The organism is Bradyrhizobium sp. NAS80.1, assembly GCF_001908205.1.
In the GTDB taxonomy this organism is placed as follows: Bacteria; Pseudomonadota; Alphaproteobacteria; order Rhizobiales; family Xanthobacteraceae; genus Bradyrhizobium.
The window spans coordinates 18377-35259 of sequence record NZ_LGHL01000211.1; the positions used below are offsets into that span (position 1 = coordinate 18377).

A 16883-nucleotide genomic window follows, 5' to 3' on the forward strand; every position below is an offset into this window, starting at 1 on the left:
GCTTCGTTATGCCGACAGCCCCGCAACGCGCCGCAGTGTCTTCAAGCTTGGCAGCAGGCAATACGCCGTCCCGCGCGTGACGATGAATTGCGGCAGCTTCGGAATCCTGATTTTCTTCTCTTTTGTAATCGCAATCGTGAACGATGGATCGATGCCGGGGGCTCCGCGGTTGGCAAGCAAGGCGTCCTGGGTATTCAGGCCGGGGGAAAACACCGCGCTGAAATTATTGGTGTTGATCCACCCGTAGAGCAGTTCGAACTGGCCGGCCAGCGCGCCACACAGGAACAGGCCGACCAGGCCGCGCTCGCCTTCGTAATTCGGTGGCGCAGGCGGCGCACCGTACGGCACACCGCGGCGGATCAGGCGGGGCACTGGCGCGTCCGACGCATACACCGCCTGGTCGCGCGGGTTCGCCACGCGCGTGTGGGCCGAGTACGGACATCGCAGCCCAGGGCGATCATCCGGCTCATAGCGGAAATCGGTTGCGCCCGCCGTCGCCGGATCCGGCGCATCAGGCGACAGCGCGAGCGGCGAGCCGTTGCGCCAGCGGCCGACCAACTTGGCCGCCAGCCATTCGCGCGCGTGATCTTCCGAGCCGCCGATCGCCGCGACGACCTCGGGCGCGGTGTTGGCCAGAAACTGGTCGAAAGCCCCGACATCCTGATAGAGCACGCGAAAGGCGCAGTAACATCCATCCTTGGCGAATTCGCCCGCCTGTCCGACGTCCGGCCCTGGACCGAATGCCGACCCCGGATAGCCGATCAGGAAGTTGTTGGCGTCGCCCGGGTCGGTGGTTGAGGGATCGGCAGGCCAGCCGAGATCAGGATTGTCGATTCCGTCGCGGTAGCCGAAGTGAATGAAGTTCTCGAGCGGAGCGTATTGTTGCAGCCGGCCGCTCTGGCCGCTCTCGGGACGGAGCGGCAGAATCTCGCGCAGCCCATTGTTCGCAGCCGCCTGCGACACCAGCGCGACCAGGCCGTCCAACGCGTCCTGGGTCATCCCGTAGACATGGACGATGCAGTGGATGGCCTGCTTGTCCTGGCTGTTCCACCACCTGGCCGGATCGCTCGCGCCCGTGTCGTACAGCGATTGTTGCGAGTCTTCGGACCAGGGACCGGCCTCGAACTCGGGCGGAAATTGACGCCCGAAGGCAGGTTCGAAGGTCAGGATCCCGTTGAAGGTAAGGCCGATATTGAGCATTCGCTCCGGCTTGTCGCTCCAGGCCTCTGCGGATTGGACGTAAGGCAGCAGTGCCCGGACGAATCCGGCCGCACCCCGGCGGCCTGTGAACGAGAACATCAGGTGGCATGAATGCGGATGGGTATAGCCGCGCAGGATCAGGCCTTGCACGTTGCCCGGTTGGTACGGCGGCGCGGGGCTGGTCGTCATGCTGAACCGATTCCGATTGCCGTCGTCATCGGCGACCGCGTCAGCGGCCGCCTCGACGCAGGGCACTGTTGCCTGCGGCGCTACGCAGATGGCGGGAAGGCAGCCTTGATCTGGCGTACGGTCTGGCCGTATGCCTGATAAAGATCATCTGACCCGCCGCTCAGATTGTTTGCTTCGATGAAATTCGCGAACTCGGTGAGGGTCTTGAGCGGCGAGGCAGGGGGATGGAGCGCCATGGCGGTGATCCCCGCGAACAGCTTCCGAAGCTCCGGGTCTTCCCAGAAAAACCTGAGATAGGGAAGCATCGGGCCGTCGAACGTCGTGATCACGCAGATCGCCTGAATGCCTTTCCCGTCGGGATTGGGAATCAACACGAAGCGCGCATAGTGGACGTCCACGAAACGATCGAGCTGCTCCTTGTGCAGGGTCACGAAATGATCGTGCGCCTCCTGGGCCGCTTTTTGGATCGCCGGATCCTGCTTGATCGGGATGTAGAGCGTGAGCGGATTGGCCATTGGACTGCTCCCATGAGGCTGAAGGGCACCACGTGATCTTTTGGCGATCGGATCGGGATGCCCACATCACGTGCCGCTACGGGCGCAATCCCTAAGACAACTGATTTCTCTTAAAGCGCAAACGTGTCAGTTGCACTATCGCGAGTCAAGCCGCGGACGTGGCAACTGCTTGCGTTCGTCCGGGACGGGCGTCGTGTCCTGCATGGGTGGTGCAAGATGGAAGAGATCGGGCGTAGCTCTGCGGAGTTAGCAAGTCATGTCGAAGTCGGCTTTGACGGCGTGGGGACCAGTCCCATGCACCGCTGCACCTCGCCGGGGACGTTGTAGGTTCGCATGATGTGACGACTGTCGCGAAGGCCAGTCGCCTCACGTTGCACCACGAACATCCAGAGCGCATGGCCAGCCTCTGTCACCAGCTTGCTCCTGGCCGGCTGTGCCGATGCCGGCGTCTCCTCGCGCACGTGGGCAGCGTCGAACTCGCGCAAGCGTGCAAGCGCTCGTTCGAGTGTGCGGCCCATCCGTCCAAGCGCAGAGGCCTGTTCCTGGACGATCTCATAGTGGAGGACATCGACAGGCGGGAGACGATCACGGGACATGGCGTCAATATAGCGCCGCGGAATCCGTATGCGCAACGCGCGGGACCGGTTCCGGGGCTGCGCTACTTCGCCCGGTACGCCGCCAGAAACATCCGCGTTGCGCTGTCGACCACCTCGGTCATGCGTTCTTCCGACGGCGGCGGCGCGGCCTGAAAGATGAAGGGCAGAAAAAGTGAGGCCTTGCACAGTTCCATGAACTGCGAGGCGGCAAGAACGCAATCGTCAATCCTTAGATCGCCGGAGGCGACATGCGCTTTGAGATAGTCGGAAAGCCGGTTGATGGTCTTGTCCAGCACGCGCAAATAATAGCGGCGGCCGACATCGGGCATGCGCTCGGCGATCGCCATCACGGTGCGGATCGCCGATCCGCCGCCGGGCCGGCAGAGCAGGTGAATGTAGGCCTGGCCGAAATCCTTCAGCGTCGTCTCCGCGTCGCGCGCGGGATCGAAATTGAACACGACCTGGCCGTGCTGGAGTGCCTCCTCCTCGAGGATGGCTTCGAACAGCGCGCATTTGTCGGCGAAGTAGACATAGAGCGTGCCCTTGGAAACCGCGGCGGCGCGCGCAATCTCGCCCATGCTGGCGCCGTCGAAACCGAGATCCATGAACACCTTGCGGGCGCCGTCCAGGATCTGGCGACGCTTCGAGCTGTCCTCTTCGGAGACGACATGCAGATGTTCGCGGCCTGCTGCAACCATTGGTTTAGCGTCTCGCAAGGTTTTGGATCGGGTCCCGGACCATGAAACCCAAATAAAGGATTCGGGCCACTAGGTTCCGGCCGGAAATATTATGTATATTGACCGAACCGTTCGGTCAATGGTATTTGGGATGGCGACAGGAAACCGGCCGCGCGGCGGTCGTCCTTGGTCGCGCTTTTGTTGTTGGGGAGGCCTTTATGGCCGTATCGAGAGACCAGGCTGCGCGCGTCCTTCGCGAGGAAGCGGTGGAGACGACGCCGCTGCTGGCGGGCGGCGAGGCCGCAGCCGAGAAATCTCCAGCCCTCGCCGAGCAGTTGCGCTCTCACGTGACCGAGGAAGGCAAGCGCCGCACCAGCGAGGCGCCGGAGAAGCCTGTGTCCGACAAGCCGGCCGAACCTGCGCCGGAGCCGCCCACCGCCGGCGCGCCGAAATCCGGCAAGCGCAAATTCGTCCTGATGGGCGTTGGCCTGGTGCTGGCGCTCGCGGCCGCGAGCTATGCCGGCTACTACACGCTGGTCGGCCGCTTCTACGTTTCCACCGACGACGCCTATGTCCGCGCCAACAACACCATGCTGGGCGCCCGCGTTGCCGGCCACATCTCCTCGATCCTCGCCGGTGACAACACGACGGTACGGGCCGGCGACATCGTCTTCCGTATCGACGACGGTGACTACAAGATTGCGGTCGATGCCGCCAAGACCAGGATCGCGACCCAGCAGGCCACCATCGATCGCATCGGCCGCCAGGTCGCAGCGCTCGACAGCCAGGTCGCTCAGGCCAAGGCGCAGCTCGTTTCCGCCGAAGCGGGCCTCAAGCGTGCCGATCTCGACTATGAGCGTCAGCAGGCGCTGAGCAGCAAGGGCTTTGCCTCGCGCGCCACCTTCGAAACCTCGGAAGCCGGTCGCGACCAGGGCGCCGCCGCCGTCAAGGCCGCGCAGGCCGCCTACGACGTCGCCGTCAGCAATGTCGACGTCGCCAAGGCGCAGCAGGCCGAAGCACAGGCGCAACTCGCCGAACTCAAGACCTCGCTCGCCAAGGCCGAGCGCGATCTCGCCTTCACCGCGGTGCGCGCGCCGGTCGACGGCACATTCTCGAACCGCCTCGTCAGCGCCGGCGATTTCGTTGCAGTCGGCCAGCGCCTCGGCAACATCGTGCCGCTCGACGACGTCTATATCGACGCCAACTTCAAGGAAACCCAACTCAAGCGCATCCGTCCCGGCCAGCCGGTGACCATCAAGGTCGATGCCTATGGCATGCGCAAGTTCAGCGGCGTCGTCGACAGCATCGCGGCGGGTTCGGGCTCGGTGTTCACGCTGCTGCCGCCGGACAACGCCACCGGCAACTTCACCAAGATCGTGCAGCGCGTGCCGATCCGCATCCGCGTGCCGAAGTCGGTCACCAGGCAGAACCTGCTGCGCGCCGGCATGTCGGTCTATGCAACCGTCGACACCAACAAGGGCGCGGCCGACGCCGACAGCGAGATCGATCTCGACGATCCCACCATGATCCATCCGCAGTAAGCGCGCCTCTCGAGCGCTGCGAGGTCAGACCATGGCCAATGCCACGACCGCTTCACCTGCCATGATGGCCGACCCCGCTTCGGAGCGCATCGCGCCCAAGCGGCTGATCGCCTTCATCATCATGGTGTTCGGGATGTTCATGTCGATCCTGGACATCCAGGTCGTCTCGGCCTCCTTGAGCGAAATCCAGGCCGGTCTGTCGGCAAGCTCGAGCGAAGTCTCCTGGGTCCAGACCGCCTATCTGATCGCCGAAGTCATCGCGATCCCGCTGTCGGGATTCTTATCGCGCGCCTTCGGCACGCGGCTGCTGTTCGCGATCTCGGCGGCCGGCTTCACCGCATCGAGCCTGCTCTGCGGCTTCGCCACGACGATCGAGGAGATGATCCTCTGGCGCGCGCTCCAGGGCTTTCTCGGCGCCGGCATGATCCCGACGGTGTTCGCCTCGGCCTACACCGTCTTCCCACGCTCGAAATTCAACGTCGTCGGACCCATCATCGGCCTCGTTGCGACGCTGGCGCCGACCATCGGGCCGACGGTCGGCGGCTACATCACCGACCTGATGTCCTGGAACTGGCTGTTCTTCATCAACATCGTGCCCGGCATCGGTATCACCCTCGGTGTGCTGGCGCTGGTCGACTTCGACGAGCCGCATTTCGAACTGCTCGACCGCTTCGACTGGTGGGGCCTGCTGTTCATGGCCGGCTTCCTCGGCACGCTGGAATATGTGCTGGAGGAAGGTCCGCAATATGAATGGCTGCAGGACACTTCCGTCGCGATCAGCGCCTGGATCTGCGCAATCTCGGCGATTGCCTTCTTCTGGCGCGTCTTCACGGTGGCCGAGCCGATCGTCAATCTGCGCACCTTCTCCAATCGCAATTTCGCGATCGGCTGCCTCTTGCAGTTCTGCATCGGCATCGGTCTCTACGGCATGACCTACATCTATCCGCGCTATCTCGCGGAAGTGCGCGGCTACAGCGCGCTGATGATCGGCGAGACCATGTTCGTCTCCGGCATCACCATGTTCCTGGTCGCGCCGCTGGTCGGCCGTCTCATGGCGAAGATCGACATGCGCTACATGATCGCGTTCGGCCTCGTCGTGTTCGCGATCGGCTCCTACCAGATGACCTGGATCACGCGCGACTTCGATTTCTACGAGTTGCTCGTGCCGCAAATCCTGCGCGGCATCGGCATGATGTTCGCGATGGTGCCGACCAACAACATCGCGCTCGGCACGCTGGCGCCTGATAGGGTGAAGAACGCCTCCGGCCTGTTCAACCTGATGCGCAATCTCGGCGGCGCCGTGGGCCTCGCCGTCATCAACACCGTGCTCAATGACCGCACCGACCTCCACATCACGCGCCTGCAGGAGCGCGTGACCTGGGGCAATGCGACCGCGACCGAAACCCTGACCATGCTCATGCAGAAGTTCCAGGGGCTCGGCGACTCCACGCTGATGGCAATGAAGCAGCTCAGCCAGATCGTACACCGCCAGGCCGTGGTGATGAGCTTCGGCGATGCCTTCTTCCTGCTGACGGTGTTCTATCTCGGCCTCAGCCTGGTGGTCATGCTCTTGAAGAAGCCGGCCTCGCTGACCGGCGGCGGCGACGCTCATTAGGAGAACGGCATACGCTCCGTCATCGCCCGCGGAGGCGGGCGATCCAGTATTCTAGAGACGTCAGCCGGTTACGGAGAAGCCGCGGCGTACTGGATGCCCCGGTCAAGCCGGGCACGACACCGGAGATTGGGTCAGCAGTGTCGCGAACCAAATTGCAACACTCGTCCGTGATCTCGCACAAGCCCCGTTGCAAATCGCAAGCGGCACATCTATAAAGCGCGCCTCATTCAATCGAACCGGGGAGAGATTTGCATGATTTCGTCGCATTCGCAGATCGCACGCCCGCGCTCGATGATGTTCCGGCTCGGTATGTGCTCGGCCTGTTAGAGGCCACCTCCGCCAGCTTCGATTGGGCTCCAGCGCCCGATCGCTCCGCTTCCCAAGTCAAAGCCAACTTTAAGTGACGCCGTCTCGGCCCTCGCGGCCGACTGCGTCCATCGATGGAGCCGGCCTGCGCCAGATGCAGCCGGATGATGTCATGACTGCTCTGTCCAAAAAGCCCGCGGCAATAAGCGTGGTGCTGCCCTTCGTGTTTCGGCACTGGCTGAAGCAGCCGGGCCGCGGCCTCGTCGTCGGCGGCGGCCTGTTAGGCGCGACAGTCGCCGACCTGTTCATGCCGGTATTCTCCGGGCATCTGGTTGATGCGCTGACGCGCGGCCCATCCGATCCCGATGCGCGTCATGCGGCACTCGTTGCGTTCGGCGCCATCGTGGCGCTGGGTGCGGCCTCGATGGTGCTGCGGCTCGCGGGCCTGCAGGCGATCGTGCCGTTCACGCTGAAGATCATGTCCGAGGTCGCGCAGGATGCCTTCATGCGCGTGCAGCGCTTCTCGACCGACTGGCATGCCAACTCGTTTGCGGGCTCGACGGTACGCAAGATCACGCGCGGGATGTGGGCGCTCGACCTCCTGAACGACACCATCCTGCTGGCGCTCCTGCCTTCGCTGGTCGTGCTGATCGGATCGATGATCCTGCTTGGCGTGCACTGGGCCTCGCTCGGCGCGGTGATCGTGCTTGGCGCGCTCGCCTATGTCACGATGACGGTGCTGTTCTCGACGCGCTACATCGCGCCGGCGGCGCGCGTCTCCAATGCCTGGGACACCAAGGTCGGCGGCACGCTGGCCGACGCGCTGACCTGCAACGCCGTCGTGAAATCCTTCGGCGCCGAGGCGCGCGAGGACGCGCGGCTTGCCCGAGTGATCAACCGCTGGCGCGTACGGGTGCGGCGAACCTGGTTTCGCTACAACTACACCGCCATGTCGCAGCTCTCGCTGCTGCTGTGCCTGCGTGCGTCCGTGATCGGCGGCTCGGTGCTGCTCTGGATGTCCGGGCATGCCTCGCCCGGCGACGTCACCTATGTGCTGACGAGCTACTACGTCATCCACGCCTATTTGCGCGACGTCGGCATGCACATCAACAACCTCCAGCGCTCCGTCAACGACATGGAGGAGCTGGTGGCGATCCATGACGAGCCGATCGGGATTAGTGACGCGGCCGACGCGCGGCCGATCGCGATCGAGGGCGGCGAGATCGTGTTCGACGATGTCACGTTCCATTACGGCGGCCATCGCGCGCCGCTCTATGACGGGCTGTCGGTGAGAATCCGTGCCGGCGAACGGGTCGGCCTCGTCGGCCGCTCCGGCTCCGGCAAGACCACCTTCGTCAAGCTGGTGCAGCGCCTCTACGACGTCTCGGGCGGCCGCGTGCTGATCGACGGGCAGGACATCGCGATGGCCACGCAGCAGTCGCTGCGCAGCCAGATCGCGATCGTGCAGCAGGACCCGATCCTGTTCCACCGCTCGCTCGCGGAGAACATCGCCTATGGCCGGCCCGGCGCCAGCCTGGAGGCGATCGAGCAGGCGGCGCGGCTCGCCAATGCGCACGACTTCATCCTGCGCCTGCCGAAGGGCTACGGCACGCTCGTCGGTGAGCGCGGCGTGAAACTGTCGGGCGGCGAGCGGCAGCGCGTGGCGCTGGCGCGTGCCTTCCTGGCCGATGCGCCGGTGCTGATCCTGGACGAGGCGACCTCGAGCCTCGATTCGGAATCGGAGGCGCTGATCCAGCAGGCCATGGAGCGGCTGATGAAGGGCCGCACCTCGATCGTGATCGCGCACCGGCTGTCGACGGTGCGCAGCCTCGATCGCATCATGGTGTTCGACCGTGGCGAGATCGTCGAGCAGGGCACCCACGCCGTGCTCGCAGGCAAGCCCGGCGGCATCTATCGCGGCCTGTTCGAGCGCCAGGTGGTGGAGCTCGGGCACATCGCAGCAGCGGAATGAGGAATGGCGCGTGGCTGACGGACGAATGTCCGGAGGCTACGTCGCCGGAAATGGAATGAGATGAAGGACCTGACACGCGGCTCCATCGTGAGCCACATCCTCAGCATGGCGCCTCCGATCGTGGTCGGCATGATCACGATCATGATCTGCCAGCTGGTCGACCTGTACTTCGTCTCGAGCCTCGGCGATGCAGCCGTTGCCGGCGTCGCTGCGGCCGGCAACGCAGGCTTTCTCGTCAATGCCCTGATGCAGGTGCTCGGTGTCGGCACGGTTGCGCTGATGGCGCATGCCGTGGGACGCAAAGACCACGACGATGCCAACCTCGTCTTCAACCAGTCGGTCGTCCTGTCGGTGCTGTTCGGGTTGCTGACCTTGGCGGCGGGCTTTGCGCTGTCGCGCGCCTATATGCGCGCGATCGCGGCCGACGAGGCCACGATCGAGGCTGGCACGATTTATCTTCTCTGGTTCATGCCGGCGCTGGCACTGCAATTCGCCACGCAGGTAATGGCGTCTGCGTTGCGGGCCACCGGCATCGTGCGGCCGACCATGCTGGTGCAGGCGCTTGCCGTCGTCATCAACATCGCGCTGGCGCCGGTCCTGATCCTGGGCTGGGGCACCGGTCATGCGCTCGGTGTTGCCGGTGCGGGGCTCGCAAGCTCGATCGCCGTCTTCGTCGGCGTGGTGATGCTGCTCGCGTATTTCCGGAAGCTGGAGCGCTATGTCGCATTCCATCCCGCACAATGGCGTCCGCAGCTTGCGCAATGGAGGAGGATCCTCAATGTCGGCCTGCCCGCGGGCGGCGAGTTCGCGATGATCTTCATCTTCATGGCCGTGGTCTATTACGTGCTGAGCGATTTCGGCCCGGCAGCCCAGGCCGGATTTGGCATCGGCACGCGCGTCCTCGGCCTGATCCAGATGCCGGCGCTCGCGGTGGCCCTCGCCGCAGGACCGATCGCCGGCCAGAACTTCGGCGCCGGCAACGGCGCGCGGGTGCGGGAAACCTTCGTCAAGGCGGCGTTGATCGTCACGGCCGTAATGATCGTCTTCCTGCTTCTTGCGCAGTTCACACCGGGTCTGCTGCTGGCCGGCTTCTCGAACGACCAGGAGACCATGACGGTCGCGTTTCTGTTCCTGCGGATCATCTCGTTCAACATGGTCGCACAGGGGCTGATCTTCACCTGCTCCAGCATGTTCCAGGGGCTCGGCAACACCAAGCCGGTGTTGTGGAGTTCGGCGACGCGAGTCCTGACGTATTCGCTGCCGGCGATCTGGCTCTCGACGCTGCCTGGCTTCCGGATGGAGCACGTATGGTACCTGTCGAACGCGGCAACGACGCTGCAGGCCGTACTGAGCTTGTGGTTGTTACATCGCGAATTCGGGAAGCGCCTTGTGTTGCCGCCGCAGGAGAAGGCTGCGGAGCCGGCGGCCCCGGAGCCGGTTGCGCCTCGCGCTCGCGAGCCTGCGTAGCGACAGCTTGTTGCATCCCCACGGCTCCGGTTGATTGCGGTGCCGTGGGGATGGCCGAAGGAGTGCTCGCACTTCGCTCGAAAACGCGCTAATGCGCACCGATGCTGTTCCAGACGAGGCCGAGGCCCGACAGGAACAGCAAGCCGAGCACGACATCGCCAAAATGCTTGTCGCTCAGCGCATGATAGACGCGCGCGCCGGCCCATGCGCCGATCAGCGTGCCCGGAAACGCGACCAGCGCGAGCCAGACCACGTTGAACGCCACGAGGCCAGAGGCCGTCTGCAACACCAGCGCAGCGGCGAGCACGGTGAAATTGAAGAGCTGGAAGATGCCGCGCCGCTCGTGCTTGTTCCAGCCGCGGATGTTGGCCCACAGGATCGGTAGCGGACCCGATAGTCCCGCAAGCCCACCCAGAATGCCGCCGGCAAAGCCGATCGCCCCATCGGCGATCCGGCCGCCGAACTTGAAGGAAAGCGGCCTCTTGTTCAGGTACAGCGCGCTCGAGAAGATCAGGAGCAGCACGCCGACGCTCAGCTTGAACACTTTCGGATCGGCGGAGGCGACCATCGTGGTCCCGAGCGGCACGCCGATCAGTCCGCCGATCAGGAACGGCCAGACCAGCGAGAGATCAAAGCTCTTCCACATCGACGGCAGCGTCGAGGTCTGCGCGATCACCGAGCAGATCAGCACCAGGGGCACCGCGAGCGAGGGCGGCAGGACGTAGAGCCAGATGCCGAGCGCCATCAGCGCCGTACCGAATCCGGCCAGCCCCGAGACGAAGCCGCCGGCCAGCGCGCCGAACAACAGCAGCGCGTAAGTGATCGTTTCCACCAGTGAATTCCTGTCGTTGCCGGCGATGTCCAGGTGTCGACCGCCGTTCGGCGCATAGCACAGATGCAGCCGGGAAGGGCAATTTCAAAACCGCACGCAAGCGTGATGCCCGAGGACGGGCGTTTGCGGAAGACGCGCCTACATCATGGTCGAACAGCATTTTTGGGGCCCCGCGGCAAGCCACGTCGCGCTTTGGTTGGTCTGTCCCCGATGAGATGATGGAGCATGATCATGATCCGTACGAACATGGCCGTCGCGGCCGCGCTGCTGTCGGCGGCGGCCTTGATGCCGACTTTCGCGCAGGCGCAGTTTTCCGAGCCTGCGGCCTATCAGGCCGCCCATCCTGATCGCGACGTGCTGAATGGCGGCCAGCTCACGCCTGCGGCGCGCGCGGCCCGCGGCGAGCCGGTGATGTCGAGTGATGCCTACGCGGCCTATCCGCCGCCCGTTGCGCCGGTCGTGCGCCCCCGCCATCGCCGTCACCACCAATAGCCGCCTAGACGATCTGCCTCGTCTCGGCGGGCTTGTGCAGCGCGCCGACCAGGATGCGCAGCGCCTCCGTCAATTCCGATCTGTTCCGTGCCGCCCCGAGCGAGACCCGCGCCGCATGCGGCGGTGTCCCGTCGACTGTGAAGGCATCGCCGGCGACGACCGCGAGTCCGTTTCGCAAGAGATGCGCCGCGATGTCGGGTCGCCCCTCCGGCAGCCGCAGCCAGAGATGATGGGCCGCGGGCTTGGCCAGGAATTGAAAGCCCTTCAGCGCTCGCTGCGCGAGCTGCTGGCGACCGACAGCCTCGTTGCGGATGGCAGTGATGATGCGGTCGGCGATGCCGTTCTCGATCCAATGCGTCACCAGCGCGACCATCAGCGGCGCCGGCATCTGCACCGTCGCCTGCAAATGGCTGCGCATCTGAAGCTGCACTGCGTTGTCGGGCGTCAGCAGATAGGCGACGCGCAGCGCGGGTGCGATGCATTTTGACAGCGTGGTCGCAAGATATGTGCGCTCCGGAATGAGGTTGGCGATCGGCGATGCCGAGCGGTCGAGCAGCCCGTAGGCATCGTCCTCGATCAGCATCGTATCGGCATCGCGGATGATCTTTGCGATCGCGCTGCGCCGCTCAGGCGACAGCGTCGCGGTGGTCGGGTTGTGCAGCGTCGGAATGAGATAGACGGCCTTCGCCCTGTGCGTGCCGCAAGCCTTCGCCAGCGCATCGGGCAGGATGCCGCCGTCATCCATGGCGACACTGATGAGCTTGACGCCGAGTTGCGCTGCGGCGGCCTTGATGCCGGGGAAGGTGAGGGCCTCGGTGAGCACGACGTCGCCGGGCCGCGCGAGATGAGCGAGCAGATTGAACAGGATCGTTTGCGCGCCGGGAAAGATCACGAGCTTGTCGGCGTGCGCGTGCGGAACGCGTGCGCGCATCCAGCGCGCCGCGACCTCGCGTTCATGCGCGCTGCCGCCGGGCGGCTGGTAGTTCAGGAACGCGGTCAGGCCCGATTGCGCGCGAATGGCTTCCATTCCGGCGATGATGCGCTCGTCAAGCTGCGCTTCGAGCGGATGCGGCGGCACGTTCATCGAGAGGTCTATCGCGACGGGATGCGGCAGGTCGACCGCGCGGCGCGCGCTGGTCTCCGACACGAACGAGCCTTGTCCGACGCGGGCCTCCATGATGCCGCGGCGCCGCGCCTCGGTGTAGGCGCGCGTCACCGTGGTGAGGTCGATGCCGAGCGCCTTGGCCAGGGCGCGCTGCGTCGGCAGCTGCTGGCCGCGCACCAGCCGGCCGGCGGCGATGTCGGCTTCCATGGCCTCGACGATGCGCTGGTAGCGCGGCCCGCTCAGCTCCGAGATTGTAGGGGTCCAGTCCATGCAATTTAGGCCCATATCCTTTGAATGTATGGATACAAGATATTATTGTATGGATCGTCGAAAAGGAAGAGGTGTGGTCATGGCGACCGGGTCGATCTCTCTGGCGAAGGCGATGTGGCGCGGTTTTCGCGGCAAGTGCCCGAACTGCGGCGAAGGACATCTGTTCGGCCGTTTCCTCAAAGTGGCCGACACCTGCGACCATTGCGGCGAGGAGCTGTTTCACCAGCGTGCCGACGACTTTCCCGCCTATCTCGTCATCGTCGTGGTTGGCCATCTCGTGGTGCCTGCGATCCTCGCGGTCGAGACCGCCTATGCGCCGGCCATCTGGCTGCAATTGGCGGTGTGGCTGCCGGTGACGCTGTTCGCATCGCTCGGGCTGCTGCAACCGACCAAGGGCGCCATCGTCGGACTGCAATGGCAGGTCGGCATGCATGGCTTCGAGGCGAGCAAGCGTCGCCGCGAAGGCGGTGAGCTTGCGCCGGTGCTGGTCAAAGCGGACACGCGCGCCGCCTGAGCGGCCGCGGCGTCGGTTAGTGTTCTCCGTCATTCCGGGGCTCGCGAAGCGAGAGCCCGGAATCCATTCCTCCACTGACTCTGCGGCCCGATGGATTCCGGGTCCGATGCTGCGCATCGCCCCGGAATGACGGTGGCCAAAAATGGTGAGGGGTCCGATGCGTCAGCACCGAACCCCTCGTTGCAAGATATCAGCCGGCCTGTAAGCCGGGTTCTGTAGGGCACCGTCCGCTTGCGCGAACGATACGTGACGGCCATTCCTCTGGGACCATGTTTGCACATGGCCTCGAGCAACCTACCCGGACGGCGGGCCTGACATCGCCCCGCGGCGTTATCGCTTTCGCGAACAGCCCGCTTAAGCCGTCCCTATTCGGTTTTGCTCCCGGTGGGGTTTACCATGCCGGCTCCGTTGCCGCAGCCGCGGTGCGCTCTTACCGCACCTTTTCACCCTTACCTCGCCATGCCACGAAGGGGCGACGGCGGGCGGTTCGTTCTCTGTGGCACTTTCCCTGGGGTTGCCCCCGCCGGACGTTATCCGGCACCGCATGTCAAGGGAGCCCGGACTTTCCTCCCCGGCGGCCTTTCGGCACCTGCCGGAGCGGCCGTCCGGCCGACTGACGGCTTACGCATGGAGCATTTGTGACGGTTTCGTCAAGGCGATATCGCCGCGCACGATCTGCCCGAAATAATTTATCCTGAAGATGTCGTTTGGAGCGTGCCCCGTCCGACAGGATGTCGGCGATGAAGCCGAACAACAGGAGTTAAGCGATGCAATATCTGCTGATGATCTACCAGAACGAGGTCGAATACGCGAAGAACGATGCTGCCACGGCCCAGAAGCTGTTAGCCGAATATCAGACCTTTACCCAAAGCATCATCCAGAGCGGCAATTTCAAGGCCGGCGATCGGCTGCGGCCGACCACGACCGCGACGACGGTCCGCGTGCGCGACGGCAAGATGTTGACGACCGACGGCCCGTTTGCGGAAACGCGCGAGCAGCTTGGCGGCTACTATCTGATCGAAGCCAAGGATTTGAACGCGGCGATCGAGATTGCCGCGCGCATTCCGAGCGCGCGCATCGGCTCGATCGAGGTGCGGCCGATCTGGGTCTACGACAAGTGACGGCCGGGCCGCGCATCGACGCATGACCCCGGGCGACATCGACAAGATCTTCCGCGACGAGGCGGGGCGGGCGCTGGCCACGCTGATCCGCCTCGTCGGGGATTTCGATCTCGCCGAGGACGCGCTGCAGGATGCCTTCGCGGTTGCGCTCGAACGCTGGTCGACGTGCGAGCTGCCCGACAATCCGCGCGCCTGGCTCGTCAATGTCGGCCGCAACAAGGCGATCGACCGCATCCGGCGGCAGGCCGCCTTTCGCGGCAAGCAACAGGCGCTCCTGCACGAGCTGGAGCTCGATGCGCAAGCGCCTGACGAGCCGCCGGCGATGCTCGACGACGACATGCTGCGGTTGATCTTCACTTGCTGCCATCCCGCGTTCGCGCCGGAAGTCCAGGTTGCGCTGACGCTGCGCACCGTCTGCGGCCTCTCGACCGCGCAGGTCGCGCGCGCCTTCCTCGTCGGTGAGGATGCGATGGCGCAGCGGCTGGTCCGCGCCAAGCAGAAAATCAGGCTCGCAGGCATTCCCTATGAGGTGCCCGAGCGCGCCGCGTTGGCGCCGCGGCTCGATGGCGTGCTCGCCGTGATCTATCTCGTTTTCACCGAAGGCTATGTCGCAACCTCTGGCGCGGACCTGATGCGGCCGGACCTCGCGGTCGAAGCCATCCGGCTCGGCCGTCTGCTCGACCGGCTGATCCCTGACCGCGCGGGGATCAAGGGCCTGCTCGCGTTGATGCTGCTGCATGATGCGCGGCGCGCCGGGCGCGAGACCGCGGCCGGTGACATCGTCCTGCTGGAAGAGCAGGACCGCACGCTCTGGAATCGCGCGCAGATCGAGGAAGGCTCGCGGCTGGTGGACGATGCGCTGCGCGTGCCCGGACGTCCGCACGCCTATGCGGTGCAGGCGGCGGTCGCGGCGCTGCACGCCCGCGCACCGAGTTTCGAAGAGACCGACTGGCCGCAGATTGCCGGACTCTACGAAGTGCTGCTACGCATCAGCCCGTCGCCGGTGATCGAGCTCAATCACGCTGCCGCAGTATCGATGGTCGACGGTCCGGCCCGCGCGCTGGATCTGGTCGATGCGATCACCGCGCGCGGCGGGCTGGAGGGCTATGAGATGTTGCCGGCGGTGCGCGCGGATCTGTTGCGGCGGCTCGGCCGCAAGGACGAAGCGCGCAAGGCCTATCGCGCGGCGACGGAGGCGACGCAGCTCGAGCCGTTGCGGCGGCTGTATGCGCGGCGGGTGAGGGAGATGGACAACTAGTACTGTCATTCCGGGGCGATGCGAAGCATCGAACCCGGAATCTCGAGATTCTCAGGTGCGCAACTGCGCACCATAGTTCGCACTTCGTGCGCCCCGGAATGACGGCTGCGCCGTCACTTCGAAGCCACGGTCGTCTCCGCCGGCAAGCTCGCCAGCAGTGCCTGCAACGTCGACAGCGTGGAATGGTCCGCGACGCCATCGAGCCGCACCGGGCGGAAGTGGCGCTGGAAGGCGGTGATGACTTCCATCGTCGCAGCGTCGTATTTGCCGTTGAGGGGAACGCCGTAGCCGTATTTGGCGAGCGCCTGCTGCAGGCTCAGCACCTCGTCGCTGATGGTGCCGAGCATCAGGGTCTCGCCGCGCACGACCGGCGCGGGCGTCACCCAGTGACCGACGCCGGAATTGGCCAGCGAATGCCATGGAAACTTTTCGCCGGGGTCCTTCTTGCGGGCGGGCGCAACGTCGGAATGGCCGAGCACGCGGTGTGCCGGCACGTTGCGGCGAAGCATGATGCCGCGGCACAGCGCGATCACGGCGGCGATCTGGCGCAGCGGAAACTCCGGATAGCCCCAGTCATGGCCGCGATTGATGATCTCGATGCCGATCGAGCAGGAGTTGACGTCATCCTCGCCGGCCCAGGACGACACGCCGGCGTGCCAGGCGCGCTTGGCTTCGGGCACGCATTGCACGATGCGGCCGTCCTCCAGCACGACGTAATGCGCCGACACTTCGGTGCCCGCCGTGCACAGCCGTGCCAGCGCACCCTCGACATCGGGCATGCCGGTGTAGTGCAGCACGATCATGTCCGGCAGCCGTCCCTTGTTGCGCTCGCCATGATTCGGCGAGGGGATGATGTCGGAGACGATCGAGGAATCCGGCTCGAACGTCCGCATGTTCGCCGCGGCCTTGGGAACCGGGAGAACGCGTTGACGCTTCGAATCAGATCCAGATGGTTTGGACGAACCAGACGACATAGGCAGCTCAAGGCAGACAGGCAGACAGAAAGGGTAGCAAGCCCTTTTCTTTACTATTCCTTTACCCTCCCGCGTACGCAATCGCGCGGCGCGGTTAACCAATGCATTTTGGCGCATGTGTGTGGATGCGGCATCACCGTTCCCGTCACCTTTTCGACTTGTAACGAGTCGATCAACGCTTTCTTAACGCTAAGGGCCGTTACTGAGACATGAAGAGCCGACCCGCGTCCGGAGGCGGC

Annotated in this window: 15 protein-coding genes and 1 other RNA gene; 8 read left to right on the forward strand and 8 right to left on the reverse strand. The window is 64.8% G+C overall.

Annotated features, from left to right (window positions below; translation table 11 throughout):
* Nucleotides 1-6: 6 nt before the first annotated feature.
* The 4 genes from AC629_RS36595 to AC629_RS36610 form a co-directional block, all read right to left on the reverse strand.
* Nucleotides 7-1389: a Dyp-type peroxidase gene (locus AC629_RS36595; RefSeq protein WP_143199725.1), complete on the reverse strand. Its 1383-nt coding sequence runs from the start codon at nucleotides 1387-1389 to the stop codon at nucleotides 7-9.
* 80 nt (nucleotides 1390-1469) lie between these two features.
* Complete coding sequence (locus AC629_RS36600; protein ID WP_084809604.1) at nucleotides 1470-1904, reverse strand: hypothetical protein; 435 nt, start codon at nucleotides 1902-1904, stop codon at nucleotides 1470-1472.
* Nucleotides 1905-2158: 254 nt separating this feature from the next.
* Nucleotides 2159-2500 (reverse strand): DUF6665 family protein, encoded by a 342-nt coding sequence (locus tag AC629_RS36605; protein WP_084809605.1) that lies wholly within the window; start codon nucleotides 2498-2500, stop codon nucleotides 2159-2161.
* A 62-nt stretch (nucleotides 2501-2562) separates the two neighbouring features.
* Nucleotides 2563-3198 carry a TetR/AcrR family transcriptional regulator gene (locus AC629_RS36610; protein WP_084809606.1) on the reverse strand — a complete coding sequence of 212 codons (636 nt, stop codon included), beginning with the start codon at nucleotides 3196-3198 and terminating at the stop codon, nucleotides 2563-2565.
* A 197-nt stretch (nucleotides 3199-3395) separates the two neighbouring features.
* On the opposite strand from AC629_RS36610, the gene AC629_RS36615 reads away from it, so the two are divergent.
* From AC629_RS36615 to AC629_RS36630, 4 genes are all read left to right on the forward strand, one after another.
* Nucleotides 3396-4718, forward strand: coding sequence for an HlyD family secretion protein (locus tag AC629_RS36615; RefSeq protein WP_084809607.1), 1323 nt, complete (start codon nucleotides 3396-3398; stop codon nucleotides 4716-4718).
* 31 nt (nucleotides 4719-4749) lie between these two features.
* Entirely contained in the window at nucleotides 4750-6333 is a 1584-nt protein-coding gene (locus tag AC629_RS36620) for a DHA2 family efflux MFS transporter permease subunit (protein WP_084809608.1), read from the forward strand.
* Between the two features lie 478 nt (nucleotides 6334-6811).
* Nucleotides 6812-8611 carry an ABC transporter ATP-binding protein gene (locus AC629_RS36625; RefSeq protein WP_084809652.1) on the forward strand — a complete coding sequence of 600 codons (1800 nt, stop codon included), beginning with the start codon at nucleotides 6812-6814 and terminating at the stop codon, nucleotides 8609-8611.
* Between the two features lie 60 nt (nucleotides 8612-8671).
* Nucleotides 8672-10078 carry an MATE family efflux transporter gene (locus AC629_RS36630; protein WP_084809609.1) on the forward strand — a complete coding sequence of 469 codons (1407 nt, stop codon included), beginning with the start codon at nucleotides 8672-8674 and terminating at the stop codon, nucleotides 10076-10078.
* A gap of 88 nt (nucleotides 10079-10166) precedes the next feature.
* On the opposite strand, the gene AC629_RS36635 is transcribed toward AC629_RS36630, so the two are convergent.
* Nucleotides 10167-10910, reverse strand: a complete 744-nt coding sequence (locus AC629_RS36635) for a sulfite exporter TauE/SafE family protein (protein WP_084809610.1) — start codon at nucleotides 10908-10910, stop codon at nucleotides 10167-10169.
* A 231-nt stretch (nucleotides 10911-11141) separates the two neighbouring features.
* Between AC629_RS36635 and AC629_RS36640 the strand changes: the two genes are divergently transcribed.
* On the forward strand, nucleotides 11142-11402 hold the full coding sequence (locus AC629_RS36640; RefSeq protein WP_084809653.1) for a hypothetical protein: 261 nt from the start codon (nucleotides 11142-11144) through the stop codon (nucleotides 11400-11402).
* 4 nt (nucleotides 11403-11406) lie between these two features.
* On the opposite strand, the gene AC629_RS36645 is transcribed toward AC629_RS36640, so the two are convergent.
* Nucleotides 11407-12777 (reverse strand): aminotransferase-like domain-containing protein, encoded by a 1371-nt coding sequence (locus AC629_RS36645; protein ID WP_084809611.1) that lies wholly within the window; start codon nucleotides 12775-12777, stop codon nucleotides 11407-11409.
* 49 nt (nucleotides 12778-12826) lie between these two features.
* Here AC629_RS36645 and AC629_RS36650 point away from each other — a divergent pair, with 49 nt between their 5' ends.
* Nucleotides 12827-13291, forward strand: coding sequence for a DUF983 domain-containing protein (locus AC629_RS36650; protein WP_084809612.1), 465 nt, complete (start codon nucleotides 12827-12829; stop codon nucleotides 13289-13291).
* A gap of 186 nt (nucleotides 13292-13477) precedes the next feature.
* Here the strand turns inward: AC629_RS36650 and rnpB are convergent.
* Nucleotides 13478-13908: RNase P RNA component class A (gene rnpB, locus AC629_RS36655), an RNA gene on the reverse strand.
* A gap of 150 nt (nucleotides 13909-14058) precedes the next feature.
* Between rnpB and AC629_RS36660 the strand changes: the two genes are divergently transcribed.
* Complete coding sequence (locus tag AC629_RS36660) at nucleotides 14059-14412, forward strand: YciI family protein (RefSeq protein ID WP_084809613.1); 354 nt, start codon at nucleotides 14059-14061, stop codon at nucleotides 14410-14412.
* A gap of 22 nt (nucleotides 14413-14434) precedes the next feature.
* On the forward strand, nucleotides 14435-15670 hold the full coding sequence (locus AC629_RS36665; RefSeq protein ID WP_084809614.1) for an RNA polymerase sigma factor: 1236 nt from the start codon (nucleotides 14435-14437) through the stop codon (nucleotides 15668-15670).
* Nucleotides 15671-15783: 113 nt separating this feature from the next.
* On the opposite strand, the gene AC629_RS36670 is transcribed toward AC629_RS36665, so the two are convergent.
* Nucleotides 15784-16644, reverse strand: coding sequence for an N-acetylmuramoyl-L-alanine amidase (locus AC629_RS36670; RefSeq protein ID WP_210419156.1), 861 nt, complete (start codon nucleotides 16642-16644; stop codon nucleotides 15784-15786).
* Nucleotides 16645-16883 lie beyond the last annotated feature (239 nt).